The 26,552-nt window shown below is 70.8% G+C and carries 19 protein-coding genes; 8 read left to right on the forward strand and 11 right to left on the reverse strand.

Features of this window, described 5'->3' with window-relative positions; translation table 11 throughout:
• Positions 1 to 33: 33 nt before the first annotated feature.
• The 3 genes from D3273_RS04785 to grpE all read left to right on the forward strand — a co-directional run bounded on the left by D3273_RS04785 (position 34) and on the right by grpE (position 4,140).
• On the forward strand, positions 34 to 549 hold the full coding sequence (locus tag D3273_RS04785) for a copper chaperone PCu(A)C (protein WP_129224027.1): 516 nt from the start codon (positions 34 to 36) through the stop codon (positions 547 to 549).
• Positions 550 to 659: 110 nt separating this feature from the next.
• Positions 660 to 3,473 carry a [protein-PII] uridylyltransferase gene (locus D3273_RS04790; RefSeq protein ID WP_129224028.1) on the forward strand — a complete coding sequence of 938 codons (2,814 nt, stop codon included), beginning with the start codon at positions 660 to 662 and terminating at the stop codon, positions 3,471 to 3,473.
• A 58-nt stretch (positions 3,474 to 3,531) separates the two neighbouring features.
• A complete protein-coding gene (gene grpE / locus D3273_RS04795; RefSeq protein WP_129224030.1) occupies positions 3,532 to 4,140 on the forward strand; it encodes a nucleotide exchange factor GrpE in 609 nt (202 codons plus the stop codon).
• A 241-nt stretch (positions 4,141 to 4,381) separates the two neighbouring features.
• On the opposite strand, the gene D3273_RS04800 is transcribed toward grpE, so the two are convergent.
• Positions 4,382 to 6,193, reverse strand: coding sequence for an IlvD/Edd family dehydratase (locus tag D3273_RS04800; protein ID WP_129224032.1), 1,812 nt, complete (start codon positions 6,191 to 6,193; stop codon positions 4,382 to 4,384).
• Between the two features lie 167 nt (positions 6,194 to 6,360).
• Between D3273_RS04800 and D3273_RS04805 the strand changes: the two genes are divergently transcribed.
• On the forward strand, positions 6,361 to 6,579 hold the full coding sequence (locus D3273_RS04805; protein WP_129224034.1) for a hypothetical protein: 219 nt from the start codon (positions 6,361 to 6,363) through the stop codon (positions 6,577 to 6,579).
• Between the two features lie 93 nt (positions 6,580 to 6,672).
• Here the strand turns inward: D3273_RS04805 and D3273_RS04810 are convergent, their stop codons facing one another.
• The 7 genes from D3273_RS04810 to rpmI all read right to left on the reverse strand — a co-directional run bounded on the left by D3273_RS04810 (position 6,673) and on the right by rpmI (position 13,051).
• Positions 6,673 to 7,881, reverse strand: a complete 1,209-nt coding sequence (locus D3273_RS04810; protein WP_129224036.1) for an acyl-CoA dehydrogenase — start codon at positions 7,879 to 7,881, stop codon at positions 6,673 to 6,675.
• A gap of 100 nt (positions 7,882 to 7,981) precedes the next feature.
• The gene (gene pheT, locus D3273_RS04815; protein ID WP_129224038.1) at positions 7,982 to 10,459 is read right to left on the reverse strand and encodes a phenylalanine--tRNA ligase subunit beta; all 2,478 of its coding nucleotides are present in this window, start codon (positions 10,457 to 10,459) and stop codon (positions 7,982 to 7,984) included.
• Between the two features lie 30 nt (positions 10,460 to 10,489).
• Positions 10,490 to 10,942, reverse strand: a complete 453-nt coding sequence (locus D3273_RS04820) for a HEPN domain-containing protein (RefSeq protein ID WP_129224040.1) — start codon at positions 10,940 to 10,942, stop codon at positions 10,490 to 10,492.
• Between the two features lie 11 nt (positions 10,943 to 10,953).
• On the reverse strand, positions 10,954 to 11,274 hold the full coding sequence (locus tag D3273_RS04825) for a hypothetical protein (protein ID WP_129224042.1): 321 nt from the start codon (positions 11,272 to 11,274) through the stop codon (positions 10,954 to 10,956).
• Positions 11,275 to 11,288: 14 nt separating this feature from the next.
• The gene (gene pheS, locus D3273_RS04830) at positions 11,289 to 12,371 is read right to left on the reverse strand and encodes a phenylalanine--tRNA ligase subunit alpha (protein WP_129224044.1); all 1,083 of its coding nucleotides are present in this window, start codon (positions 12,369 to 12,371) and stop codon (positions 11,289 to 11,291) included.
• Positions 12,372 to 12,429: 58 nt separating this feature from the next.
• The gene (gene rplT / locus D3273_RS04835) at positions 12,430 to 12,810 is read right to left on the reverse strand and encodes a 50S ribosomal protein L20 (RefSeq protein WP_129224046.1); all 381 of its coding nucleotides are present in this window, start codon (positions 12,808 to 12,810) and stop codon (positions 12,430 to 12,432) included.
• A 40-nt stretch (positions 12,811 to 12,850) separates the two neighbouring features.
• On the reverse strand, positions 12,851 to 13,051 hold the full coding sequence (gene rpmI / locus D3273_RS04840; protein WP_129224048.1) for a 50S ribosomal protein L35: 201 nt from the start codon (positions 13,049 to 13,051) through the stop codon (positions 12,851 to 12,853).
• Positions 13,052 to 13,447: 396 nt separating this feature from the next.
• On the opposite strand from rpmI, the gene rpsT reads away from it, so the two are divergent.
• The gene (gene rpsT / locus D3273_RS04845) at positions 13,448 to 13,738 is read left to right on the forward strand and encodes a 30S ribosomal protein S20 (RefSeq protein ID WP_129224050.1); all 291 of its coding nucleotides are present in this window, start codon (positions 13,448 to 13,450) and stop codon (positions 13,736 to 13,738) included.
• Between the two features lie 205 nt (positions 13,739 to 13,943).
• Positions 13,944 to 15,551, forward strand: a complete 1,608-nt coding sequence (locus D3273_RS04850; RefSeq protein WP_129224052.1) for an L-lactate permease — start codon at positions 13,944 to 13,946, stop codon at positions 15,549 to 15,551.
• A 133-nt stretch (positions 15,552 to 15,684) separates the two neighbouring features.
• Here D3273_RS04850 and D3273_RS04855 read toward each other — a convergent pair whose 3' ends face one another.
• The 3 genes from D3273_RS04855 to D3273_RS04865 form a co-directional block, all read right to left on the reverse strand.
• Positions 15,685 to 17,220, reverse strand: coding sequence for a cryptochrome/photolyase family protein (locus D3273_RS04855; protein ID WP_129224054.1), 1,536 nt, complete (start codon positions 17,218 to 17,220; stop codon positions 15,685 to 15,687).
• Between the two features lie 126 nt (positions 17,221 to 17,346).
• The gene (locus tag D3273_RS04860; RefSeq protein ID WP_129224056.1) at positions 17,347 to 18,327 is read right to left on the reverse strand and encodes a hypothetical protein; all 981 of its coding nucleotides are present in this window, start codon (positions 18,325 to 18,327) and stop codon (positions 17,347 to 17,349) included.
• 76 nt (positions 18,328 to 18,403) lie between these two features.
• Positions 18,404 to 19,489, reverse strand: coding sequence for a threonine aldolase family protein (locus D3273_RS04865; RefSeq protein ID WP_129224058.1), 1,086 nt, complete (start codon positions 19,487 to 19,489; stop codon positions 18,404 to 18,406).
• A gap of 132 nt (positions 19,490 to 19,621) precedes the next feature.
• Between D3273_RS04865 and D3273_RS04870 the strand changes: the two genes are divergently transcribed.
• Together D3273_RS04870 and gltB are read left to right on the forward strand one after the other, a co-directional pair.
• Entirely contained in the window at positions 19,622 to 21,364 is a 1,743-nt protein-coding gene (locus tag D3273_RS04870; protein ID WP_129224060.1) for a CocE/NonD family hydrolase, read from the forward strand.
• 433 nt (positions 21,365 to 21,797) lie between these two features.
• On the forward strand, positions 21,798 to 26,552 hold the full coding sequence (gene gltB / locus D3273_RS04875) for a glutamate synthase large subunit (RefSeq protein ID WP_129224235.1): 4,755 nt from the start codon (positions 21,798 to 21,800) through the stop codon (positions 26,550 to 26,552).

A 26,552-nucleotide genomic window follows, 5' to 3' on the forward strand; every position in this document is an offset into this window, starting at 1 on the left:
CCCAGCCGCGGCGCCAAGCAGGACGAGCGACCCATGCGGACGACACCAGCCTTCACCGCAGCCCTGGTGGCGCTGCTCGCCGCCGCGGCCCCGGCCGCGGCGGAGCCGGCGTTCCAGGCCGGCGCCATCACCGTGGTGCAGCCCTGGTCCCGGGCGACGCCGGGCGGCGCGACGGTGGCGGCGGGTTACCTGACGATCGACAACGCCGGCGCGGTGCCGGACCGCCTCGTTTCGGCGACCGCCGAGGTGGCCGACCGCGCGAGCCCGCACAGCATGGCGATGACGGACGGCGTGATGCGGATGCGCCCGCTCTCCGGCGGCATCGTGGTGCCCGCCCACGGCGCCGTCGCCCTCACCCCCAACGGCGACCACCTCATGCTGGAAGGGTTGAAGCGGCCCCTGAAGGTGGGCGAACGGTTCACCGGCACGCTGGTGTTCGAGCGCGCCGGACCGGTCGCCATCAGCTTCGCGGTGGAGTCGATCGGCGCCCGCGGGCCGGGGGGGGCCCGGGCGCCGGGCTCCATGCCGATGGACATGCCGATGAAGTGACGGCTTCGCGCCGCAGCCCGAAGCGCGAGCCGTTCGGCGGGGGCGCCCCGGAAGCGGCCCCCGCAAAACAGGACTTTGGGCCACCTCCCGAGGTGGGATAAGCACGGACGATGAGCCTCGACCAGCAAAGCCCCGAAGCCGTCCCGGCCCCCGACGTCGCCGCCCTCGACCGCCCGCTCCTCGACGCCGACATCGCCAGGCTCCGCGCCGACCACCCCGACGACGCCGCCTTCCGCCGCGCCGTGGTGGACCGCTTCCGCGCGGCGCTGGGCGACGGCCGCGCGGCGATCCTGGGGGACTTCGCCACCGACCACGGCGGGCTCCGCTGTGCATCGCGCCTCGCCGCGCTGCAGGACGAGATCATCCGCTCGCTCTACGACTACGTGGTGCGCTACGTGTATCCGCTCGACCGGCCGTCCACGGCGGAGCGGCTCTGCGTGGTGGCGGTGGGCGGCTACGGCCGCGCCACGCTGGCGCCGGGCTCCGACATCGACCTCCTGTTCCTGCTTCCCTACAAGCAGACGCCCTGGGGGGAGAGCGTGGTCGAGGCCATGCTCTACGTGCTGTGGGACCTGCGCCAGAAGGTCGGCCATTCCACGCGGTCGGTCGACGAATGCGTGCGCCAGGCCAAGGCCGACATGACGATCCGCACGGCGCTGCTGGAGGCCCGCTTCATCCTGGGCGACGCCGCCCTGTTCCGCGACCTCGCGACGCGCTTCGACCGCGACGTCCAGGCCAGGACGGCGCGCGAGTTCGTCGCCGCCAAGATGGCCGAGCGCGAAACCCGCATCAGCCGCGCGGGCGCGTCGCGCTACCTCGTGGAACCCAACGTCAAGGAGGGCAAGGGGGGGCTGCGCGACCTCAACACGCTGTTCTGGATCGCCAAATACGCCTACCGCGTCGACAATCCCGAGGCCCTGGTGGGGGCGGGCCTGTTCACCGCCAAGGAGTTCCGGCTGTTCTGGCGCTGCGAGGAGTTCCTGTGGCGCGTGCGCTGCGAGCTCCACGTCGTCTCGGGCCGCGCCGAGGAGCGCCTGTCCTTCGACTACCAGCGCCGCATCGCGGCCCGCCTCGGCTACGGCACCGGGCCGAGCCTCAGCGGCGTCGAGCGCTTCATGAAGCATTATTTCCTGGTGGCGAAGAACGTCGGCGACCTCACCGCCATCGTCTGCGCCGCCATCGAGGAGCGCGAAGCCCCCCCGCCTGCCACCCTCGACCGCATCGTCCAGGGCTTGAAGCGCCGCACCCGCACCATCGCGGGCACGAGCGACTTCCGCGTCGAGTTCGACCGCATCACGGTGACGCGCCGCGACGTGTTCGAGCACGACCCCGTGAACCTCATCCGCCTCTTCGCGGTCGCGGACGTCTACGACCTGCCGATCCATCCGGACGCGACGCGGCTCGTCACGCTGTCGCTGCGCCGGGTCGACCGGGCGCTGCGGGAGGATCCCGAGGCCAACCGCCTCTTCATGGACATCCTCACCTCGCGCCGCGCCCCGGAAACGGCGCTGCGCCGCATGAACGAGGCGGGCGTGCTGGGGCGGTTCATCCCCGAGTTCGGGCGCATCGTGGCGCTGATGCAGTTCAACATGTACCACCATTACACGGTGGACGAGCACCTGCTGCGGGCCGTCGGCATCCTGGCGGAGATCGACGCCGGCCGCTCGCGCGAGGCCCACCCGCTCGCCAACGAGCTGATGCCGACGGTCGCGGGGCGCAGCGCGCTCTACCTCGCGGTGTTCCTGCACGATGTCGCCAAGGGCAGGCAGGAGGACCATTCGGTGGCCGGCGCCGCCCTGGCGCGGGGATTGGCGCCGCGCTTCGGCCTGTCGGACGAGGAAACGGAGCTGACCGTCTGGCTCGTCGAGCACCACCTCGACATGTCCAACACCGCGCAGAGCCGCGACCTCAACGACCGCCGCACGATCGAAACCTTCGCCGGCGTGGCGTCGACGCCCGAACAGCTCAAATGCCTGATGATCCTCACCATCTGCGACATCAAGGCGGTGGGCCCCGGCGTTTGGAACGGGTGGAAGGGCCAGCTCCTGCGCACGCTCTACACCGAAACCGAAACGCTGCTCAGCGGCGACAGCCCGGACTTCGACCGCAACACGCGGGTTCTGGCCGCGCAGGACCAGCTCCGCCCCGCCCTGCCCGAGTTTCCCGACGACGAGTTCCGCGCCTATGTGGCGCGCCACTACGCCCCCTACTGGCTGCGCACCGGCCTCGCCAACCGGGTGCGCGACGCGCGCCTGATCCGCACGCTGTGGCAGCAGGAGAAGGGCTTCGCCAGCGACGTCGCCACCGACAAGTTCCGATCCATCACCGAACTGACCATCGTGGCGCCGGACCACCCGCGGCTGCTGTCGATCATCGCGGGCGCCTGCGCCAGCGGGGGCGCCAACATCGTGGACGCCCACATCTACACCACGAAGGACGGGCTGGCGCTCGACACCGTCAGCGTGTCGCGCGCCTTCGACCAGGACGCCGACGAGCTGCGCCGGGCCGGCCGCATCGCGTCGGGCATCGAGCGCGCCCTGCGGGGGCAGATCCGCATGGGCGAGATGGTGGCCGCCAAGGACGCGTCGCCGAAGGGCCGCTCGGCCTTCGAGCTGCATCCCAAGATCATCGTCGACAACGCCGCTTCGCGCCGCCACACCGTGCTGCAGGTGAGCGGCGTCGACCGCCCTGGCCTGCTCTACGACCTCACCCGCGCCCTGGCGGGCCTGAGCCTCAACATCGCGTCGGCCCATGTGGCGACCTTCGGCGAAAAGGCCGTCGACAGCTTCTACGTGTCCGACCTCACGGGCGCCAAGATCACCGACCCGTCGCGCCAGGAGGTGATCCGGCGCGTGCTCGGCGACACGTTCGAGCGCGCCAGCGACCGCGCCGGCGGGGCCGCGCCGACCGGCGCCGGCGCTTGATTTCCGTTTCCGCGGCCCCGATATCGGGGCCGCACCGCGACCGCTTGGAGACAGCATGATGACCGACCCCGCCGATACCTTCAATCCCGAGGGGACGGCACCCGAAGCCGAGGATGCGGCGCGCGAAGAGGCTTCCGCCGCGGAAGCCGCCGCTCCCCGGTCCGACGCGAACGCCGCCGTCGAAGCGCTGCAAGCCGAAGTCGCGTCGTTGAAGGACAGGGTGCTGCGCACCATGGCCGAGATGGAGAACCTGCGCCGCCGCACCGAGCGCGAGGTGGCGGACGCCAAGAGCTACGGCGTGACCTCCTTCGCGCGCGAGATGGTGTCGGCCGTCGACAACCTGCAGCGCGCGGTGGCGAGCGTGCCCGCCGACGCCAAGGCGGACGCGTCCCCCGCCCTGCAGTCGTTCATCCAGGGCATCGAGCTGACGGAGCGGGACCTCCTGTCCCGCATGGCGCGGTTCAAGGTGCAGCCGATCGAGACGGTGGGCTCCCGCTTCGACCCGAACCGCCACGAGGCCCTGTTCGAGATGCCGGACGAGTCCGTGCCCTCCGGCACCGTGGTGCAGCAGGTGGAGACCGGCTACGTCATCGGCGACCGCGTGCTGCGGCCCGCCAAGGTCGGCGTGTCGCGTGGCGGCCCGAAGCCGGAAGCCGTTCAGAACTGACGAACCCGCATCGCTCGACATCGACGACGACCTCGTCGGTGCCGGGCGATCGCGCACGGACCGCGGCGAGCACCCCGGCATCCGGCCATCGGGATGCGACGGCCGTCGTCGATCCGCAGAATTTCAAGGCGATGGCGGGCATGGCTCCGCAACGGCAGCCTGACGGCGTGCCGCAGGACCGCTCCTGACCGCCCTCGTTCCCGTTCGACGGCGGCCCCGTCGGCCGCCGTCCCCGGCCCGCTCAGTGGTTGTCGCGCGGCACGCCCATGGTCTGGGCGACGCGCTGGTACTTCACCGCCGGCTTCAGCACCATGCCCTCGTCGAACTGGTCGACCATGGCGCGCTGGATCTCCTGCCAGGGCGTCTGGTTGCCGGCGAACTGGAACCCGCCCTGCCCCTGCAGCGCCGCACGGCGCGCGTTCAGCTCCTCGACAGACAGCAGCATGTCGGCCGAGCGCTTGTGCAGGTCGATGCGCACGCGGTCCCCGGTCTGCAGGATCGCGAGCCCGCCGCCCGCCGCCGCCTCGGGCGACGCGTTCAGGATCGACGGCGAGGCGGAGGTGCCCGACTGCCGCCCATCGCCGATGCAGGGCAGAGAATGGATGCCCCGTTTGATGAGCGCGGCCGGCGGCTGCATATTGACCACCTCGGCGCCGCCCGGATAGCCGATCGGCCCCGTGCCGCGGATGAACAGGAGGCAGTGCTCGTCGATCTCGAGCGCCGGGTCGTCGATGCGGTGGTGGTAGTCCTCCGGCCCCTCGAACACGATGGCGCGGCCCTCGAAGGCGCCGGGGTCGGACGGGTTCGACAGGTAGCGCTCGGCGAATTCCGGCGAGATCACGCTGGTCTTCATGATGGCGTTGTCGAACAGGTTGCCGCGCAGCACGATGAAGCCGGCCTCCTCGCGCATCGGCGTCTCGATCGGCGTGATGACGTCGTGGTCCCGCGACGCGATCTTGGAATTGTTGGGCCCGAACGGCTTGCCGTTGGCCGTGATGGCGCCCTCGTGCACCAGGCCGCGCTTCATCAACTCGTAGACCACGGCCGGCACGCCGCCGGCGCGGTGGAACTCCTCGCCGAGGTACTTGCCGGCCGGCTGCATGTTCACCAGCAGCGGCACCTTGTGGCCGATCGTTTCCCAATCGAAGATGTCCAGCGGCACGCCGGCGTGGCGCGCGATGGCGTTGATGTGGATGGTGGCGTTGGTGGACCCGCCGATGGCCGAGTTGACCACGATGGCGTTCTCGATCGCTTCACGGGTGATAATGTCGGACGGCTTCAGGTCCTCCCACACCATCTCGACGCAGCGCCGGCCGGTCTCGTAGGCGATCTGGCCGCGCTCGCGGTAGGGCGCGGGGATCGCGGCGCAGCCCGGCAGCGTCATGCCGAGGGCTTCCGCCAGCGCGTTCATGGTGGACGCCGTGCCCATGGTGTTGCAATGGCCGACCGACGGGGCCGAGGAGGTCACGATCTCCATGAACTCCTCGTAGTCGATATGGCCCGCCGCCATCTCCTCGCGGCTCTTCCACACGATGGTGCCCGAGCCGGTGCGCTCGCCGTTGTGCCAGCCGTTGAGCATCGGCCCGCCGCACAGCACGATGGCGGGGATGTTCACGGTGGCGGCCGCCATGATGCAGGCCGGGGTGGTCTTGTCGCAGCCGGTGGTCAGCACCACGCCGTCGAGCGGGTAGCCGTAGAGCGTCTCGACGAGGCCGAGATAGGCGAGGTTGCGGTCGAGCGCCGCGGTGGGCCGCTTGCCGGTCTCCTGGATCGGGTGGACGGGGAACTCCATCGGCACGCCGCCCATGGCGATGATGCCGTCGCGCACGCGCTTGGCGAGCTCCAGGTGGTGCCGGTTGCAGGGGCTCAGGTCGTTGCCGGTCTGGGCGATGCCGATGATCGGCTTGCCGGAGCGCAGCTCGCCGGGCGTCAGGCCGAAGTTGAGGTAGCGCTCGATGTAGAGCGCCGTCATGCCCGGATTCTCGGGGTTGTCGAACCACAACTGCGAGCGCAGCTTCGGCCGACCGGCCGTCCCGTTCGTCGATCCACTCATGGCGTCCTCCAGGCTTTGACCCGTTCTAAGCCGCCGGGGATTGTCGGACAAGTCACATCGTCGTCACAGCACGGCGCGACCTCCTGCCACATTTTCGCCCACGGGCGGCGAACCCTTCCGGGTCGGGCGCGTTCTTCCCGCGGGTCGCAATGGTTTCGGGGGTTCACATGCGTAAGATCATCATCGCCGTGGCGGCGCTCACCGCCCTGGGTTCGGCGTCCGTGTCGGAAGCCCAGGCGGGCTGCATCACCGGGGCGATCGTCGGCGGCATCGCGGGTCACCTGGCGCATCACGGCTTGGCCGGCGCGGCCGCGGGCTGCGCGGCGGGCCATTACGCGTCGCGCTACCATCGCCGCAACCGCTTCGTCCATCGCCGCGTCTACTGACGCGCGAGCCGACGGATCAATCGATGGGGGGCGCCGAGCGATCGGCGCCCTTTTTCATGGTGGCGGCGGGTCGCGCGACAGCGACGCGTCCGGCTACCCGAAGGCCTGGATGCCCGTGATGGCGCGGCCGAGGATCAGCGCGTGGACGTCGTGGGTGCCCTCGTAGGTGTTGACCGTTTCGAGGTTCTGGCTGTGGCGCATGACATGGTACTCGGCCGTGATGCCGTTGCCGCCGTGCATGTCCCGCGACATCCGCGCGATGTCGAGCGCCTTGCCGCAATTGTTGCGCTTGACCAGCGAGATCATCTCGGGCGCCATCCGCCCCTCGTCCAGCAGCCGCCCGACGCGCAGGCTCGCCTCCAGGCCGAGCGCGATCTCGGTCTGCATGTCGGCCAGCTTCTTCTGGATCAGCTGGGTGGCGGCGAGCGGCCTCTTGAACTGGTGGCGGTCCAGCGTGTAGCTCCGCGCACGGTGCATGCAATCCTCGGCCGCCCCCATGACGCCCCACGAGATGCCGTAGCGTGCCCGGTTGAGGCACCCGAACGGACCCTTGAGGCCCGACACGTCGGGCAGGATCGCGTCCTCGGGCACCTCGACATCCTCGATCGCGATCATGCCGGTCACGGAAGCGCGCAGCGACAGCTTGTCGGCGATGCGCGGGGCCGACAGGCCCTTCATCCCCTTCTCCAGCACGAAGCCGCGGATCGCGCCGTCATGCGCGTCGGACTTGGCCCAGATGACGAAGACGTCGGCGATGGGGGCGTTGGAAATCCAGGTCTTGGCACCGGACAGGACGTAGCCGCCGTCGACCTTGCGGGCGCGGGTGCGCATGCCGGCCGGGTCCGAGCCGGCGTCGGGCTCGGTCAGGCCGAAGCATCCGATCCATTCGCCCGACGCGAGCTTCGGCAGGTAGCGCTTACGCTGTGCCTCACTGCCGTAGGTGTAGATGGGGAACATCACCAGCGAAGACTGCACGCTCATCATCGAGCGATAGCCCGAGTCCACGCGCTCGACCTCTCGCGCCACGAGCCCGTAGGACACGTAGGAGGCGCCCGCGCAGCCGTAATCCTCGGGCAGCGTCACGCCCAGCAGGCCCAGCGCGCCCATCTCGGCGAAGATTTCCGGCTCCACCGCCTCGTCGCGGTAGGCCGCGAGGATGCGCGTCTGCAGCCTGTCCTGGGCGTAGTCCCGCGCCGTGTCGCGGATCATGCGCTCCTCTTCGGTGAGCTGCTCGTCGAGGAGGAGCGGGTCGTCCCACCGAAACGCTGGAGCCTTCGTCGCAATCCGATCGTGGGCGTTCATGGCGGACCTCCCCGGGGCGACACGCCGCCGCTCCCGACGACAAGGTAGGCCCGTCGCCGGCGCGAAACCAGAGCGCTCGCCGCGGCCGGCCGAGCGACCTTCAGCCCGCCTTCGGGGCGGCGTCGGCGGCCGCGGCGGTCCCGGACGGGTCCGAGCGCAGCGTGGCGCCGACCTTCCGCGCCACCGCGTCCACGATCTTGCGGCTCACCGCATCGAGGTCCGCCTCGGCCAGGGTCCTGTCCTTCGGCTGCAGCGTCACCGCGAGGGCGACGGACTTCTGCCCTTCCGGCACGCCCTTGCCCTCGTAGACGTCGAAGACCGACACCGCCGCCACCAGGGCGCGGTCGGCGCCCTGGGCCGCGCTGGCGAGGTCGGACGCGGCGGTCTTGCGGTCGACCAGGAAGGCGAAGTCGCGCTCGACCGGCTGCAGGTCGGACAGGACGAGCTTCGGCCGGGCCTTGGTGGGGCGCGCCTTGGGGGCCGGCAGGGCGTCGAGCACGATCTCGAACACCGCCACCGGGCCCGCCACGTCGAGGGCGCGCAGCACCTCGGGATGCACCTCGCCGCACCAGCCGATCGCGGCCTTCGGGCCCATGCGGAAAGTGAGCGACCGGCCCGGGTGCAGCCATTCGGGACCGCCCGGTACGGCCTGCACGCCGGCGGGGTTGACGCCGAGCGCCGCGATCAGCGCCAGGGCGTCGGCCTTCGCGTCGAACACGCCGACGGGGCCGGCCGCGCCGGTCCAGTGGCGCCCGGCGCCCGGCGCCTTGGCGGTGCCACGGCGCAGGCCGGCGGCGGCGATGCGCTGGTCGCCCTCGCCGTCGCCGAGGAACACCTGCCCGACCTCGAAGAGCGCGACGTCGCCGGCGCCGCGCGCGGCGTTGCGCCCCGCGCCCGCGAGCAGGCCCGGCAGCAGGCTCGGCCGCATGGCGCTGAGGTCGGCGGCGATCGGGTTGGCGAGGCGAAGCTCGGGCTTGCCGCCGCCGAACAGCGCCGCCTGCTCGTCCGACACGAAGCTCCAGGTGACGGCTTCGAGCAGCCCCTCGCCGGCGAGCACGCGCTTGGCGAGCCGGGTCCGCTTCTGCAGCAGGGTCAGCACGGGGCGCGGCACGCCGGGTTCGCGCGGCAGCGGCTGGGATTCGACGCGGTCGAGCCCGGCGATGCGGACGATCTCCTCGACGAGGTCGGCCTTGCCGTGCACGTCCGGCCGCCAGGACGGCACCCGGGCCACGATGCGGTCGGCGTTGTCCGGATGCCCGACGAGTTCGAAGCCGAGCTTCTCCAGGATGCGCTGCATGTCGGAGGGCGGCAGGTCGAGGCCCGTCAGGCGGTGAACCTCGCTCAGCGGGAAATCGATGCGATGGTCGGGCTTCGGCACCGTGCCGGCCAGCGTCACGTCGGAGGGTTCGCCGCCGCAGATGTCGAGGACCAGCCGCGTCGCGAGGTCGAGCCCCGGCAGGGCAAAGGCGGGATCGACGCCGCGCTCGAACCGGTAGCGGGCGTCGCTCGACAGCGACAGGCGCCGGCCCGACTGGGCGATGTTGGTCGGGTCCCACAGCGCGCTCTCGATCAGCACGTCCGTCGTCGCCTCGTCGCAGCCCGAAGCTTCGCCGCCCATGATGCCGGCGATGGACTCCACGCCGTGCGCGTCGGCGATCACCACGGTCGACGGGTCGAGCGCGTAGCTCCTGCCGTTCAACGCCGCGAGGGTTTCGCCGTCGCGGGCGCGGCGCACCACGATGCCGCCCTGGACCTTCGCGGCGTCGAAGACGTGAAGCGGCCGGCCGCGGTCGAACGTCATGTAGTTCGTGATGTCGACCAGCGCGTTGATGGGGCGCAGGCCGATGGCGGCCAGGCGGCGCCGCATCCACTCGGGCGAGGAACCGTTGCGCACGCCGCGCACCAAGCGCAGCGCGAAGACCGGGCACAGGGCCTCGTCGCCCGCCGCGAAGTCGAGCGCGACGGCGACGGGCTGCGGGAAGCGGCCCTCGACCGCCGGGACGGGCTCGTCCTTGAGACGGCCGAGGCCCAGCGCGGCGAGGTCGCGCGCGATGCCGTGGACGCCCGCCGCGTCGGGGCGGTTCGGCGTCAGCGCCACGTCGACGACGGGATCGTCCATGCCGGCGAAAGCGCCGTAGGGGCGGCCCACGGGCGCGTCCCCGGGCAGTTCCAGGATGCCGTCGTGCTCCTCGGACAGGCCGAGTTCGGACGCCGAGCACAGCATGCCGTTCGATTCGACGCCGCGGATCACGCCCGAGGCGATCGTCATGTCCTTGCCGGGGATGTAGGTGCCCGGCGCCGAGAAGACCGTGACGAGGCCCGCCCGGGCGTTCGGCGCCCCGCACACCACCTGGACGGGGGCGCCGGCGCCCGTGTCCACGGAGCACACGCGCAGGCGGTCGGCGTTGGGGTGCTGCGTGGCCTCGACGATGCGGGCGACGGTGAAGCCGCGCAGCCGCTCGGCCGGATCCTCGACGCCCTCGACCTCGAGCCCGACGCGCGTGAGGGCGTCGGCGATGTCGGCGAGCGAGGCCTCGGCGTCGAGGTGGTCCTTGAGCCAGGAGAGGGTGAATTTCATGGGGAGGGCGCCGGAATGGGAAGGGCCGCTTCAGCGCGGCTTGGTGACGAGTTGGACGGCGAGGATCAGGCGATCCTCTTTCGGGATGGCGCGGAGCGCGTCGATCGCGCGGCGGGCTTGAACGATGAGGTCGCGAGCTTCGCGACGCGAATGCCTGCAGGCCGGGTCATAGTCGGCAGAATGCCGGGCGGATTGCAGTTCGATGAAGACCTCGGCCAGGGTCTTCAGGTCGTCCGATGTCGACCGATCCCTCGCCAGCCTTTCCAACACCTTCCTCGCGGTGCCGTGGTCGATCGCGCGATGAAGCGGTGCCACGATGTCCCAATAGCGCGGGGAGCGCGGCGCACCGACGAGCCTCGCGACGCATTCGCCCGCGAGAGCGTGGAAGACGGCGTAATATGCGGTGCTGACCGCCCGGTTGATCGTCACCTGCTTCGGCCTCCCCGCGCCGAGCTGGAGGATCTGCTCGGCGAGTTCGGTCAAGTGGTCGGGATTCATGGATCGACCGGGATGCGATCCGGCTCCGGTTGCTCGTCTCCTTCGCGCTTGAGCATCATGTGGGGGAAGCGTTCGTCCCCCTCGTCCAGCATCGCGTCGTAGACAGCACGGCGGAGCAGATGAAGCCGATCCGGGTCGAACGGTGCCGGCACGTCGCCGCCGACCTTGAGGCCGATGTAGAGGGACGGGCCGTCTTCGAAGATGTCGCGATGCTCGACCTCGACGCCCCGGAAACCGAGGTCGGCCATCTCGGGCGCGAGCAGGTTTTCGGCCAGCGCCTTCAGTTCGCCGTCGGTCAGCCTCTGCAGGATCGGCATCGCGTCCTCCCCGTCTACCCCGTCAAGCCGCCCGCCAGCGTCGGCATGTCGAGCGGGCGGAAGCCGTAGTGGTTCAGCCAGCGCACGTCGGCGTCGAAGAAGGGGCGCAGGTCCGGCATGCCGTATTTCAGCATGGCGATGCGGTCGATGCCCATGCCCCAGGCGAAGCCCTGGTACTCGTCGGGGTCGATGCCGCAATGGCGCAGCACGTTGGCGTGGACCATGCCGCAGCCCAGGATCTCCAGCCAATCCTCGCCCTCGCCGAAGCGGATCTCGTCGCCCCGGCGCGCACACTGGATGTCGACCTCCATCGAGGGCTCGGTGAAGGGGAAGAAGGACGGGCGGAAGCGCATCTTCACGCTGTCCACCTCGAAGAAGGCGCGGCAGAACTCCTCCAGCACCCATTTCAGGTTGGCGAGGTTGGCGCGCTTGTCGATGACGAGCCCTTCCACCTGGTGGAACATCGGCGTGTGGGTCTGGTCCGAGTCGCAACGGTAGGTGCGGCCGGGACAGACGACGCGGATCGGCGGCTTCTGCGCCAGCATGGTCCGCACCTGCACGGGCGACGTGTGGGTGCGCAACAGGCGCCGCTCGCCGTCGGGCTTGGGCTCGAAGAAGAACGTGTCGTGCATTTCCCGCGCCGGGTGGCCGACGGGGAAGTTCAGAGCGGTGAAGTTGTAGAAGTCGGTCTCGACGTCGGGGCCTTCCGCGATGGCGAAGCCCATGTCGGCGAAGATCGCCGTGATCTCGTCCGTGACCTGGCTGATCGGGTGGAGGCGGCCCGCCAGGACGGGCGCGTCGCGCACCGGCAGCGACACGTCGAGCGTTTCGGCCGCGAGGCGGGCCGCCATGGCCCGGGCCATCACGACGTCGCGACGCTCGGCGAGGGCGGCGGACACGCGATCCTTCAGCAGGTTGAGGGCAGCGCCGCGCGCCTTGCGCTCGTCGGGCGACATGCGCCCGAGCGTCGCCATCAGGGTCGAAACGGAGCCCTTCTTGCCGAGGGCCCCCACCCTCACGGCGTCGAGCGCCGCCTCGGTGTCGGCCGCCCCGACCTCGGCCAGGATGGACGCTTCGAGTTCGGCCTCGTCGACCATGATCGTCTCACTCAACCTCGGTGGTGGGCCGCGCGACCGCGCGGCCCTGTCTTCGACGTCAGACTGCGGCGGCGGCCGGCGCGGCCGGGAGGGCCGCCTTGGCCTTCTCGACGATGGCCTTGAAGGCTTCCGGCTCGGTGATGGCGAGCTCCGACAGCACCTTGCGGTCGAGCTCGATGCCGGCCTTGTGGAGACCGTCGATGAAGCGGCTGTAGGTGAGGCCGAGTTCGCGCACGGCGGCGTTCAGGCGCTGGATCCACAGGGCGCGGATGGTGCGCTTCTTCACCTTGCGGTCGCGGGTGGCGTATTGCATCGAGCGATCCACGGCCGCCTTGGCGGTGCGGATCGTGTTTTTGCGACGGCCGTAGAAGCCCTTCGCGGCGTCGAGCGTCTTCTTGTGCTTGGCGTGGGACGTCACGCCCCTCTTTACGCGGGCCATGGATGATCTCTTTCAGGTCTGGAAGATGAGGTCAGAAGCGTCAGGCGTGCGGCAGGAAGAACCGCTTGATGTTGTCGCCGTCCGTCTTGAACAGCACCGCGGTGCCGCGCAGGTTGCGGATCTGCTTGTTGGTCCTCTTGATCATCCCGTGCCGCTTGCCGGCCTGGGCATAGAGCACCTTTCCGGTGCCGGTGACTTTGAAGCGCTTCTTGGCGCCCGACTTGGTCTTCAACTTGGGCATTTGGCTCTCACGGGGCGTCGCCGGCCTGCGCCGGACGGCCCACCTGGGTTCGAGGACGAGCATAAGGATCGCCACGGCAGCCCTGGCAGGCCGGACGATCCAGGAAGACGCGCCTTCTAGCCTCCGCACGGGGACACGGCAACCTTTTTCCATCGCGTTTCACGCGGGCGTTGACGGGACCGCGCCGTTGCGGCTAAGGACGGGGCTTCACGGCGCCCGATGGGCCGGCCCGAACGGAGGCGTCCTCCGTTTCGGACCATCCGACCCATCAGCCTCGAAGCTCTGCGCTATCTCATCGGGATCGGGGACACGTCCCCCGATCCCGATGAGATAGCGCATGGGCGCCACATCTGCCGTGGCCCGCCAAGCGGGACCGCAGTTCGGGAACAGTGGATAATGGCGAATACCTCTTCGGCCAAGAAGGCCGTCCGCAAGCTCGCACGCCGCACCGCGGTCAACCGCATGCGCCGGAGCGCGATGCGCACGCAGCTTCGCAAGGTCGAAGAAGCGATCGCCAGCGGCGACGCCGCTGCGGCCCGCGCCGTGCTCGCCACCACCGAGTCGGTGGTGATGCGCTCCGCCCAGAAGGGCGTGATCCACGCCAACACGGCGTCCCGCAAGGTGTCGCGCCTGTCGGCCCGCGTGAAGGCGCTGTCGGCCCAGCCGGCGACCGCCGCCGCCAACTGAGGGCGGACGACCGCCGCGGACCGTGAGCCATCCTTCGGGGTGGCGGTCCGGAGGGGTCACAGCGAAAGGCGCGCCGTCGGGCGCGCCTTTTCGCGTTTCGCGACCCCGACACGATTCGGCCGAAATTCCGTGCCGTCGGCGCATGGCTGCATTGCCAAGCTGAAGGCTTTGCGACAAGGTTCCCGAAATTCCATGGGGGATCGCCTTGTTCCATCAGCTGCTGACGCCCGTCGGCGACAACCTTCTGCTGTCCTTCCTGGTCGCCGCGGTGCCCATCGCTGTGGTGTTGGTGCTGCTCGGCGTCCTGCGCCGGCCCGCCTGGCAGGCGTCCGGCGCCGGCCTGATCGTCGCCTTCCTGCTGGCCACCGTGGTGTGGCAGCTGCCCGCCGGGATCGCCGTCGACGCGGCCCTCAACGGCATGGTGTTCGCCGTCTGGCCGGTGATGTGGATCGTCGTCAACGCGCTGCTCCTCTACAACGTGGCGGTCTCGTCCGGCCGCTTCGACGCCTTCCGCGACTGGGTGATCGAGCACCTGCCCAACGACCGGCGCATCGTGCTCGTCGTCATCGGATTCTGCTTCGGAGCGCTGCTCGAAGGCATCTCGGGCTTCGGCACCCCCATCGCCATCACGTCGGCCCTGCTCATCCTGGTCGGCTTCGAGCCCATCGAGGCGCTGACCTTCACGCTGATCTTCAACACCGCGCCGGTGGCCTTCGGGGCCCTGGGCGCGCCCGTGACCGTGCTGGGCCAGGTGACCGGGCTGAGCGACGTCACGCTGGGCGCCATGATCGGCCGCCAGCTCCCCTTCTTCGGCGTGCTGCTGCCCTTCTACGTCATGTACGTCTACAGCGGCCGGCGCTCCATCGCGGCGCTGTGGCCGGTGCTGCTGGTGGCGGGCCTGTCCTTCGCGGTGTCGCAGTTCGTGTCGTCCAACGTCATCGACTACAAGCTGACCGACGTGCTCGCGTCGCTGGGTTCGCTCGTCGTCACCATCGGCTTCCTGCAGGTGTGGAAGCCGCGCTTCGACCCGGAGTTCGCCATGGTGCGCCCCGCCGCCATGGGCGCGGTGGGGACCCGCGGCCGCGTGCCGTCCTGGCAGGGATGGCTGCCCTGGGTCATCGTGGCCGCGACGGTGATCGTTTGGACGTCGCTGGGCGTCCAGAACATCGGCGCGCAGAAGTTCGAATGGCCGGGCCTGCACAACGCCGTCTTCATCACGCTCTACAACAAGCCCTATTCGGCCATCTACACGTTCCAGCCGCTGGCCGGCGGCACCGCCATCCTGGTCGCCACGATCATCACGGCGCTGGTGGTGCGGCTCCCCGCGGGCGAGTTCTTCGCCTGCGTCGGGCGCACGGCGCGGCAGACCCGGATCGCCATCATCACGGTCGCCCTGATCGTCGGGCTCGCCTACCTGATGAACTATTCGGGCATGAACTACACGCTCGGCAAGGCGGTGGCGTCGCTCGGCGTGGTGTTCCCGCTGGTGTCGGCCTTCCTCGGCTGGGTCGCGGTGTTCCTGTCGGGGTCGGACACGTCGGGCAACGCGCTGTTCGGCAACCTGCAGGCTGTGGCGGCCAACCAGCTCGGGCTCAACCCCGTGCTGATCGCCGCCACCAACTCGTCGGGCGGCGTCATGGGCAAGATGATCTCGCCCCAGAACATCGCCACGGGCGTGTCGGTGACGGACCTGAAGGGCCAGGAAGGCGTGGTCTTCGCCCGCACCTTCAAGCACAGCATCATCCTCACCGTGCTGCTCGGCGTGCTCGTGGTCATCCAGCAATACGTGACGCCCTGGATGATCCCGCACTGAGCGCCGCGCCCGATGAAGTCCGACGTCGGCGACGATGCGTCGACGTCGGGCCGCGCGAAGGGCGGCATGACGGGCCCATCCCTCGGCGGCGGGCAGGACGCGCCGCCGCCGGACCGGAAGCTCCGGACGGCCGTCACGGATACCCGGTCGGCAACCCGTCGAGGAAGGCGTCGGCCTTCGCCACGATGGCGGCCCGGCGCGGCTCGTCCCACTTGGCGACCGTCCGGTAGGGCATCGCCAGGCGCTCGTTCCCCTGCAGGACCGGCGCGTTGCGGATCAGGAACGCCCAGTACAGGTAGTTGAACGGGCAGGCCTTCGGCCCCTCCTTCACCTTCGGGCTGTAGTGGCAGCCCCCGCAATAGTCCGACATGCGGTCGATATAGGCCCCACCCCCGGCATAGGGCTTCGACGCCATCAGGCCGCCGTCGGCGAAGCACGACATGCCGTGGACGTTGGGCAGTTCGACCCACTCGTAGGCGTCGGCGTAGACGCACAGGTACCAGTCCTCGATCTCGGCCGGCGCGATCCCGGCGAGGAGGGCGAAGTTGCCCGTCACCATCAGCCGGTTGATGTGGTGCGCGTAGGCCTGGTGCTTCGTGTCCTCGATGGCGTGGTGCAGGCAGTTCATCGCCGTGTCGCCCGTCCAATAGAAGGTCGGGAGCGCCCGGGCGGCGCCGAGCGCGTTGCTGTCACGGTATTCGGGCATGCGCAGCCAATAAACGCCGCGCACGAACTCCCGCCAGCCGAGGATCTGCCGCACGAACCCTTCGACGGCGTTGAGCGGCGCGTGGCCCGCCTCGTGCGCCGCCACGGCCCGCGCCACGACCTCGCGCGCGGTGAGCAGCCCGGCGTTGAGGTAGGGCGACAGGGTCGCGTGGTAGAGGAAGGGCCCGCCCGTCACCATGGCGTCCTGGTAGTCCCCGAAGAGCGGCAGGCAATCCGCCACGAAGGCGTCGAGCGACAGGAGCGCTTCGGTCCGCGTCGTCCCCCAGCCGAAGGCGTCGAGGGTGCCGAAATGGCCCGGGAACCGGCGCGCGACGAGGTCGATCACCTCGCGCGTCGTGGCGTCGGGCGCGAAGCGCAGCCGCTCGGGCGGACGCAGGCCGGGGGGCCAGGGCCTGCGGTTCTCGGCATCGAAGTTCCAGCGCCCGCCTGCGGGAACGCCGTCGACCATCAACAGCCCGGTGCGCTCCCGCATCGTGCGGTAGAAGTTTTCCATCCGGTAGCTGCGGCGCCCCTCGGCCCATCGGGCGAAGGCCACCGTCGAGCAGAAGAAGCGGTCGTCGGGCAGGACGTGGATCGGCAGGTTGAACCGCGTGCGCCAGCCCTCGATGACCTGCATGACGCGGTGTTCGCCGGGTTCGGTGACGACGATGTCGTCCGGCAGGTGGCGGCGCGCCGCGCGCTCGAGTTCGCCCGTGAAGGAGCCGGTGTTGTCCGGGTCGTCGAGGCGGACGTAGTCCACCGCGATGCCCTCGGCCCGGAGCTCCTCGGCGAAGTGCCGCATCGCCGACAGCACGAGGACGATCTTCTGCTTGTGGTGCGCGACGTAGGTGGTTTCCTCCGCGACCTCGACCATCAGCACCGTGTCGACGGCGGGATCGAGGCCGTGGAGCGTCGGGATCGACCGGGTGAGCTGGTCGCCGAGGATGAAGCGGAGGGCGGACATGGGGGCGAATCACGGGATGGTGCGGGCGGGCAGGCCCCGTATCTAGGCGTCGCGGACGGGTCCGGGTCCGGACGCGACGTCGCAGGATCCGCCGCGCCCGCGTCGCCGCACCGGCCGCGTGTCGCGTCAGTCCAGCGGCGCCACGGGCACGTCGCCGGCCTTGGCGGGCGCGGGAGCCGGCGTGCCGGTGATGCCGGTCGCCACGTTGCGCACCGGCCGGGCGTCCCCGCCCCCCGGGATCGCCAGCGGGTCCGTCATGCGGCGCGAAGCCGTCGCGGGCGCGGCGGGCGCAGCGCCGGCGGCCGCGGCGCCGACGGGCACCGGCGCGGACGCGGGCTCGGGACGGCTCGCCACGACGGCGGGCGCCGGAGCGGGCGCTGGCGCCGGTGCCTTGGCGACGGGGGCGGGCGCCGGCGGGGGCGCCGCCACGGCGGGCCGGGGCGTGGCCGGGGCCAACGGGGTCGATTCGACAGGCCCCGGTTCGCGTCCGCCGGCCGGCGCCTCGGGCGTGCGCTCGACGACGCGCGGGCGCGGCTTCACGGTCCGGATCGGCGGCGGCGTGCGGCGCAGCGGCGATTCGAGCGATGCGGGCGCGTCGGCTTCGCCCGGCGCGAGGTCGCCGAAACGCTGCGGGGGCGCCGCGTCGCGATCGATGGGCCGGGCCGAGCGGCGGCCCGTGTCGGGAATGTCGCTCGGGGGAACCAGGCCGCGGTCGTCGTCGCTGCCGCGCGCCGTGACGTCCCGGCCGTCGTCCGTGCCGCGCGGGAAGGCGCCGGGCTGGCGGCCGTCGTCCACCATGAAGCGCTGCAGGATCTGGGCGTCGGCGGCGGCCACGATCAGCCGCTCGTGCTGCCCGCGCTGGTCGAGCACGTCGGCGACGAAGACGTTGCCGTTGCGGCGCAGGGGCGCCAGCACGCGGAAGCCGCGCTGGCTGATGGCACGCCTGACCTGCTGGGGCCCGAGGCCGTCCCAGGTGCCGCCGTCGTCCCACCCGCCCCAGCCCCCGAAGACCTGGGCCCGCGCGGCGCCGGGCAGGGCCACGAGGCCCAACGCCAGAGCGGCCATGGCCGCAGCCTTGAAAGGGCGATCCGCCCGACGGTCCGTCATGGTGTCGATTCCCCCTGCGACGCCGAATTGCGAACGCCGATCCTGGGCCGGCAATGCGGCGGAGCTGCGACCCCGCTCAGAAAGGCGCGGCGGGGTGGACCGAAGCCGCACGGGCCGCGACGGCGAGGAAGGCGTCGACGGCGGCCTCGTCGGTGTCGAAGGCGCAGATCAGCCGCAGCATGCGCTCCCCCTCGCCCGGCGCCGCGTTCTCGCCGAGCGAGCGCGTCGTCCACGGATAATAGCGGGCGCCGGCGGCCCGCAGCGCCTCGTGCATCGCGGCGGGCACGATCGGGAACACCTCGTTGGCCTCCGTCGGCCAGGGCAGGCGCACCCCGGGCAGCGCCGAAAGCCCGGCCGACAGCCGCGCCGCCCGCAAGTTGGCGCCTCGGGCGAGGTCGAGCCAGTGGCCGCCGTCGAGGAAACCGGCCATCTGGGCGCCGAGGAAGCGCCCCTTCGACACGGTGTGGCCGCCGCGCTTGCGGCGGAACAGGAAGTCGCCGGCCTTCGCGGGATCGAAGAACACCACCGCCTCGCAGGCGATGGCGCCGTTCTTGGTGGCCCCGAAGGACAGCACGTCGACCCCGGCCCGCCAGGTGATCTCGGCCGGCGAAGCGCCCAGCGCCGCCACCGCGTTGGCGAAACGCGCCCCGTCCATGTGCACGGCGAGGCCCGCCGCATGGGCGGCGTCGGACAGGGCGCGGATCTCCGCGACGGTGTAGAGCGTGCCGGCTTCCGTCACCTGCGACAGGGACAGCGCGGACGGCTGGACCTGGCGGACGATGCCGCGCGGGTAGCGGGCCAGCGCGGAAGACAGCGCTTCCGGCGTGACCTTGCCGCCCGCACCGGGCACCCCGACGAGCTTGCCGCCGCCGGTGAAGAACTCCGGGGCGCCGCACTCGTCCTCGATGACATGCGCTTCCTCGTGGCACAGGATCGCGGTGCCGGGCGGCGCCAGGGCGGCCAGCGCCAGGGCGTTGCAGCCGGTGCCGGTCGCCACCAGGAAGGCCGAAACCTCGCGCTCGAACACCTCCGACAGCCGGCGCGTCGCGTCCTCGGTCCAGGGATCCATGCCGTAAGGCGCGGCGGCCCCCGCGTTGCTGTCGACGATGGCCCGGAGGACCTGCGGGCTGGCGCCCGAAACGTTGTCGCTGGAGAAGTTCATCGGACCCGTGGCTCCCGGCCGGACACATCCGTCCGACTAGCATGGGCGGACCGGTGCAAGAACCGCGCTCCGCCCGAGACCGCCTTGCCGGCCGCGCGAAGCCCGTGGCAGGTTCGCCGTGGGAGGACCGCCATGACGACCACCACGATCCGCGCCGCCGCAATCCTGCTGGCGCTCGCCGCCGGCATGCCCGCCCGCGCGGCGCCCCGAGAGGATGCGGCGACACGGGACGCGGCGCCCTACGCGATGGGCGCCGGCACCGAAGGCCGGCACTGGCTGCCCGAGCGCGCCCACGTCGACAACCCGTCGCTGCGCTACCCCGTGACGATCCGCGACGGCGTCACCCTGACGGCCCGGGACGGCGTGACGCTCGACGCGCGGCTGTTCCTGCCGACCCTGAAGGAGGGCGCGAAGCCGACGCCCTGCGTGCTGATGTCGGACGGCTACGGCCGCACCTCCAACACCGGCGCGGAAACCGACCCGGTGCTGATGAACATCGCGTCGCGCGGCTACGCGGTGATGCACCTCAGCCTGCGCGGCTCCGGCGCTTCCGGCGGTGAAGCGACGCTCTACAACGACTTCGGCCAGGACGGCGCCGACGCGGTCGAGTGGATGGCGAAGCAGAACTGGTGCGACGGCGATGTCGGCATGGTCGGTCCGTCGCTGCTCGGCATCGCGCAATGGCTGACCGCCAAGGAAGCGCCGCCCCACCTCAAGGCCATCGTGCCCCAGGTCGCCTGCGGGGACTGCTATGGGCTGCTCTGGTATCCCGGCGGGATGATGCCTGGGCCGGGCCGCGAAGCGCGCAAGCTGTCGCCGGGGGCCGGGCTCGAATACCCGTCGGCCATCGCGCATCGGGATCTCGACGACTGGTGGCGGGCGCGCACCACCCTCGACGCCGACGTGAAGGCCATCGCGGCGCGGGGGGTGGCGGCCTTCGTGTCGGGCGGGCTCGACGACTACATCACGCCCGGCAACATCCGCGCCTACGAGGAATTCACGGCGCCCGGCGGCGAGCGCAAGCGCCTGCTGCTCGCCCCGCATGCCCACGGGTGGCAGATCGACTTCCTCCAGGAACTGCAGGTGCAGTGGCTGGACCATTGGCTGAAGGGCGTCGACAACGGCGTCGAGCGGGCGCCGCGCGTCATCCTCTACGTGAAGGGCGTCGACCGTTGGCGCACCGAGGCCGATTGGCCCATCCCCGACGCCAAGCCGTCGGTGCTGCGTCTCGGCACGGCGAAGAGCGGCAGCGTCGACAGCCTCAACGACGGCACCCTGTCGGCCGCGGCGAGCGACGGGGCGCCCGCCATCCTGCCCTACCGCCCCGGGGCCGGCCCCGCCCTGCCGGTCCTGCTCAGCGCCACCGCGGGACGCAGCGACGCGGACCAGCGCCCGAGCGAAGCGAAGGTGCTGACGTGGACGACAGCGCCGCTGACGGTCGCCACCGAGGTGACGGGCTACCCGCACATGGCGCTCTGGGCCTCCTCCGACACGGCCGACGGCGACATGGTGTTCAGCCTGAACGACGTGGCGCCGGACGGCACCTCGACGCAGGTCGTGCAGGGATACGTGAACGTGCCTCATGCGCGGTCCGAAACGCATCCCCTGCCGCTGGTGCCCGGCCAGGCGCGCGAGATCGACCTCGACCTGCTGCCGACCGCCATGGTGTTCCAGCCCGGCCACCGCATCCGCCTGGCGCTGGCCGGTGCGGCGAGCGCGGCGCCCGGCTTGCCGGCGCCGCAGGGCCCCGGCCCGAACCCCGCCGCCTTCACCTGGACGGTGCTGCAGGACGACGCGCATCCCGCGACCCTGACCCTGCCGATCGTCGGGACGGCGGGGGACCGCCTGGGTCAGCCCGGCACGGCGCAGCCCTGACGGGGCGGGACGGGCCCGGAGGATCCGGACCGCGCTTCCCCGTCCCGGGAAGGAAGGCGGGTCGGCGCCCCCGCAGCGCGCGCGTCCGTGTCGCATCGCCGGCGGGCCGGCGGGGCCCAGATCCAAAGGTCGGGACCCCGGCGGCCGGCTGCGACCTTCGGCGCTCCGCACGGTCTTTGCATGGAGCAAAAAAGCCATTGTGCGGCGGGGCGTTTCCTGCAACCTAGACCGGCTCCAATTAGGACAGCCTTGCTGACCGATTTTGGGGCGCCAACCAGGTCTTTCGGCGCCGGGTTGGGCGGTTTCGAGGCAGTCCCCGGCGGGGGCGGGCCGAAACCGGGTCGGGGAGCGGGCGCACGCCTGCCTCCGTCGACGGCAGAAGGCGGGTTCGGCCCGCCGCTTCGGCACATTGAGGGAGCATCGTCCCATGTCCATGGACGAGGGGAACACCATCGGCACTGCATCGCCCGCCCGCGCGGCGCGTGAACTCCGCGCGAACGACATCGCCAAGCGCGTGACCGAGCCGAAACCCGTGCCGACCCTCCGCGACCCCGGCCTGCCGGCGGCCCAGGGCCTCTACGACCCGTCCAACGAGCACGACGCCTGCGGCGTGGGCTTCGTGGCCGACATGAAGAACCGCCGCTCGCACAAGATCGTCGCCATGGGCCTCCAGATTCTGGAGAACCTCGACCATCGCGGAGCCGTGGGCGCCGACATGCACGCCGGCGACGGCTGCGGCATGCTCACGCAGATCCCGCACGACTTCTTCAAGGCCGAGGCCGAGCGGCTGGGGTTCGCCCTGCCCGAGGCCGGCCACTACGGCGTCGGGTTCCTGTTCATGCCGCGCGACGCGGGCGAGCGCGCCGCCATCGAGGCGATCTGCGCCAAGGCGGTCGCCGACGAGGGGCAGGTCCTGCTCGGCTGGCGCGACGTGCCGACCGACCCGTCCCTGCTCGGCCACAGCGTCGTGGCCGGCGAGCCCGTGTCGCGCCAGCTCTTCGTCGGCCGCGGCGAAGGCACGCCCGACCAGGACAGCTTCGAGCGCCGCCTGTACATCCTGCGCAAGGTCATCTCGGGCCACGTCTACGCCCGCGAAGCCGGCCGCACCGGCGGCTTCTACACCGTGTCGATGTCGTCGCGCACGATCGTCTACAAGGGCCTGCTCGTGGTCAGCCGCATCGGCAAGTACTACAAGGACCTCGGCGACGAGCGCTTCACCTCGGCGCTGGCCCTGGTGCACCAGCGCTTCTCCACCAACACATTCCCGTCCTGGTCGCTGTCCCACCCCTACCGCATGGTGGCGCACAACGGCGAGATCAACACGCTGCGCGGCAACGTGAACTGGATGGCGGCGCGGCAGGCCTCGGTGACGTCCGAGCTGTACGGCTCGGACATCTCCAAGCTGTGGCCGATCTCCTACGAGGGGCAGTCGGACACCGCCTGCTTCGACAACGCGCTCGAATTCCTGGTGCAGGGCGGCTACTCGCTCGCCCACGCCATGATGATGCTCATCCCCGAGGCCTGGGCCGGCAACCCGCTGATGGGCGAGGACCGCCGCTCCTTCTACGAATACCATGCCGCCCTGATGGAGCCGTGGGACGGCCCGGCCGCGGTCGCCTTCACGGACGGCCGGCAGATCGGCGCGACCCTCGACCGCAACGGCCTGCGCCCCGCCCGCTACCTCGTGACCGACGACGACCTCGTCGTGCTGGCTTCCGAGATGGGCGTGCTGCCCATCCCCGAGGACAGCATCGTCACGAAGTGGCGCCTGCAGCCCGGCAAGATGCTGCTGGTCGACCTCGAGCAGGGCCGCATCGTTTCGGACGACGAGATGAAGGCCGACCTGGCGGCCTCGCACCCGTACCGCGCCTGGCTCGACCAGACCCAGATCGTGCTCGAGAAGCTGCAGCCCGTGGAAGCCCGGGAAGCGCGGCGCGACGTGTCGCTTCTCGATAAGCAGCAGGCCTACGGCTACACGCAGGAGGACCTGACGACGCTGCTCGCCCCCATGGCGGCCACCGGCCAGGAGGCCGTCGGCTCGATGGGCACCGACACGCCCATCTCGGCGCTGAGCGACAAGGCGAAGCTGCTCTACACCTACTTCAAGCAGAACTTCGCCCAGGTGACGAACCCGCCGATCGACCCGATCCGCGAGGAGCTCGTCATGAGCCTCGTCAGCTTCATCGGCCCGCGCCCCAACATCTTCGACCTCGAAGGCAACTGGAAGCGCAAGCGCCTGGAGGTCCGCCAGCCGATCCTCACCAACGAGGACCTGGAGAAGATCCGCTGCATCTCCTACTTCGAGGACGCCTTCGACACGAAGACGCTCGACATCACCTATCCGGTGAAGGAGGGCGCGGCCGGCATGGCGCCGACGCTGGCGCGGCTGGCCGAGCGCGCCGAAGCCGCCGTGCGCGGCGGCTACAACATCATCATCGTGTCGGACCGCATGATGGGGCCGGACCGCATCCCCGTGCCGGCGCTGCTCGCCACGGCGGCGGTGCACCATCACCTCATCCGCAAGGGCCTGCGCACCTCGGTGGGCCTCGTGGTCGAGACCGGTGAAGCGCGCGAGGTGCACCACTTCGCGTGCCTCGCCGGATACGGCGCGGAAGCCATCAACCCCTACTTGGCCTTCGAGTCGCTGGCGTCGCTGGCGGCCGAGTTCCCCGAGGAGGTCGACCACGCCCACGCGGTGAAGAGCTACATCAAGTCGATCGACAAGGCCCTGCTGAAGGTCATGTCCAAGATGGGCATCTCGACCTACCAGTCCTATTGCGGCGCGCAGATCTTCGACGCCATCGGCCTGTCGACCGATTTCGTGAAGGCGTTCTTCACCGGCACCAAGTCGATGATCGAGGGCGTGGGCCTCGACGAGATCGCCGTCGAGACGGCGGAGCGCCACGCGCTGGCCTTCGGCGACGCCCCCATCTACCGCAACGCGCTGGACGTCGGCGGCGACTACAACTACCGCGTCCGCGGCGAGGCGCATTCCTGGACGCCGCAGTCGGTGTCGCTGCTCCAGCACGCCGTGCGGGGCAACAGCCGGGACAAGTACCGCGCCTTCGCCGAGATCCTGAACGAGCAGGACGAGAAGCTGCTGACGATCCGCGGGCTGTTCCGGCTGAAGACCGCCGAGGACGACGGCCGCGCCCCGGTGCCGCTGGAGGAGGTCCAGCCGGCGGCCGAGATCGTGCGCCGCTTCTCGACCGGGGCGATGTCCTACGGCTCGATCTCGCGCGAAGCCCACACCACCCTCGCCATCGCGATGAACCGCATCGGCGGCAAGTCCAACACCGGCGAGGGCGGCGAGGAAGCCGACCGCTACAAGCCCATGGCCAACGGCGATTCCATGCGCTCGGCCATCAAGCAGGTGGCGTCCGGCCGCTTCGGCGTGACGACGGAATACCTCGTCAACTCCGACATGATCCAGATCAAGATGGCGCAGGGCGCGAAGCCCGGCGAGGGCGGCCAGCTGCCCGGCCACAAGGTCGACGCCATCATCGCCAAGGTCCGGCATTCCACGCCGGGCGTCGGCCTGATCTCGCCCCCGCCGCACCACGACATCTACTCGATCGAGGATCTCGCGCAGCTCATCTACGACCTGAAGAACGTGTCGCCGACGAGCCTCGTGTCGGTGAAGCTCGTCAGCGAGATCGGCGTCGGCACGGTGGCGGCGGGCGTCAGCAAGGCGCGCGCCGACCACGTCATCGTGTCGGGCTTCGAGGGCGGCACGGGTGCCGCACCCCTGACCTCCATCAAGCACGCCGGCTCCCCGTGGGAGATCGGCCTCGCCGAAACGCACCAGACGCTGGTGCTGAACCGCCTGCGCTCGCGCATCGCCGTCCAGGTCGACGGCGGGTTGCGCACGGGCCGCGACGTGGTGGTGGGCGCCCTGCTGGGCGCCGACGAGTTCGGCTTCGCCACGGCGCCGCTGGTGGCGGCCGGCTGCATCATGATGCGCAAGTGCCACCTCAACACCTGCCCGGTGGGCGTGGCCACGCAGGACCCGGTGCTGCGCAAGCGCTTCGTCGGCCTGCCCGAGCACGTCATCAACTACTTCTTCTTCGTGGCCGAGGAGGTCCGCGAATACATGGCGAAGATGGGCTACCGCCGCCTGGAGGAGATGGTCGGCCAGATGCAGATGCTCGACCGCGAGAAGGCGATCGACCACTACAAGGCCAAGGGGCTCGACTTCTCGCGGCTGTTCCACAAGCCGGTGGCGGTCGAGGGCGACGCCATCCGCCACGCCGACGAGCAGGACCACAACCTCGGCTCCGTGCTCGACCGCACGCTCATCGAGCGCGCGACGGACGCGATCGAGACCGGCACGCCCGTGTCCTTCACGCTGCCGATCAACAACACGGACCGCTCCACGGGCGCCATGCTGTCGGGGGCGATCGCCAAGCGGCACGGCCACCGCGGGCTGCGCGAGGGGACCATCCACGTCAAGTTCGAGGGCACGGCCGGGCAAAGCTTCGGTGCCTGGGTGGCCAACGGCGTGACGCTCGAGCTCGAAGGCGTGGCGAACGACTACGTCGGCAAGGGCCTGTCGGGCGGCAAGCTCGTCATCTACCCGCCGGCCTCGGCCACCAAGATCGTGCCCGAAAAGTCCATGATCGTCGGCAACACGGTCATGTACGGCGCCGTCGCGGGCGAGTGCTACTTCCGCGGGGTGGCGGGCGAGCGCTTCGCCGTGCGCAACTCGGGCGCCATCGCGGTGGTCGAGGGCACGGGCGACCACGGCTGCGAATACATGACGGGCGGCATCGTGGTGGTGATCGGCCCGACGGGGCGCAACTTCGCGGCCGGCATGTCGGGCGGCATCGCCTACGTGCTCGACGAGGAGGGCGACTTCCGCCGCCGCTGCAACATGGCCATGGTGGAGCTGGAGATGGTCCAGGGCGAGGACGAGCGGAACCGCCGCCTGTTCCACCAGATGGACAACTGGACGGGCCCGCCGCCGGTCGACGTCATGGGCGACATGACGCGGTTCGACGCCGAGCGCCTCCAGCAGCTGATCGCCACCCACGCCCGGCTGACGGGCTCGACCAAGGCTCAGGCGATCCTCGACGACTGGGCCGCCTACCTGCCGAAATTCCGCAAGGTGATGCCGGTCGAATACCGCCGCGCGCTCGCCGAACTGACGCAACTGGACGAGCCGCTGCTCGCGGCCGCGGGGGAGTAG

It is taken from the genome of Lichenibacterium minor, from assembly GCF_004137685.1.
Classification (GTDB): Bacteria; Pseudomonadota; Alphaproteobacteria; order Rhizobiales; family Beijerinckiaceae; genus Lichenihabitans; species Lichenihabitans minor.

Excerpts from the sequence above, each read along its gene's own strand:
- D3273_RS04785 (WP_129224027.1), top strand. The coding sequence starts at position 34 with ATGCGGACGACACCAGCCTTCACCGCAGCCCTGGTGGCGCTGCTCGCC.
- D3273_RS04790 (WP_129224028.1), top strand. The coding sequence starts at position 660 with ATGAGCCTCGACCAGCAAAGCCCCGAAGCCGTCCCGGCCCCCGACGTC.
- grpE (WP_129224030.1), top strand. The coding sequence starts at position 3,532 with ATGACCGACCCCGCCGATACCTTCAATCCCGAGGGGACGGCACCCGAA.
- D3273_RS04800 (WP_129224032.1), bottom strand. The coding sequence starts at position 6,193 with ATGAGTGGATCGACGAACGGGACGGCCGGTCGGCCGAAGCTGCGCTCG.
- D3273_RS04805 (WP_129224034.1), top strand. The coding sequence starts at position 6,361 with ATGCGTAAGATCATCATCGCCGTGGCGGCGCTCACCGCCCTGGGTTCG.
- D3273_RS04810 (WP_129224036.1), bottom strand. The coding sequence starts at position 7,881 with ATGAACGCCCACGATCGGATTGCGACGAAGGCTCCAGCGTTTCGGTGG.
- pheT (WP_129224038.1), bottom strand. The coding sequence starts at position 10,459 with ATGAAATTCACCCTCTCCTGGCTCAAGGACCACCTCGACGCCGAGGCC.
- D3273_RS04825 (WP_129224042.1), bottom strand. The coding sequence starts at position 11,274 with ATGCCGATCCTGCAGAGGCTGACCGACGGCGAACTGAAGGCGCTGGCC.
- pheS (WP_129224044.1), bottom strand. The coding sequence starts at position 12,371 with ATGGTCGACGAGGCCGAACTCGAAGCGTCCATCCTGGCCGAGGTCGGG.
- rplT (WP_129224046.1), bottom strand. The coding sequence starts at position 12,810 with ATGGCCCGCGTAAAGAGGGGCGTGACGTCCCACGCCAAGCACAAGAAG.
- rpmI (WP_129224048.1), bottom strand. The coding sequence starts at position 13,051 with ATGCCCAAGTTGAAGACCAAGTCGGGCGCCAAGAAGCGCTTCAAAGTC.
- rpsT (WP_129224050.1), top strand. The coding sequence starts at position 13,448 with ATGGCGAATACCTCTTCGGCCAAGAAGGCCGTCCGCAAGCTCGCACGC.
- D3273_RS04855 (WP_129224054.1), bottom strand. The coding sequence starts at position 17,220 with ATGTCCGCCCTCCGCTTCATCCTCGGCGACCAGCTCACCCGGTCGATC.
- D3273_RS04860 (WP_129224056.1), bottom strand. The coding sequence starts at position 18,327 with ATGACGGACCGTCGGGCGGATCGCCCTTTCAAGGCTGCGGCCATGGCC.
- D3273_RS04865 (WP_129224058.1), bottom strand. The coding sequence starts at position 19,489 with ATGAACTTCTCCAGCGACAACGTTTCGGGCGCCAGCCCGCAGGTCCTC.
- D3273_RS04870 (WP_129224060.1), top strand. The coding sequence starts at position 19,622 with ATGACGACCACCACGATCCGCGCCGCCGCAATCCTGCTGGCGCTCGCC.
- gltB (WP_129224235.1), top strand. The coding sequence starts at position 21,798 with ATGGACGAGGGGAACACCATCGGCACTGCATCGCCCGCCCGCGCGGCG.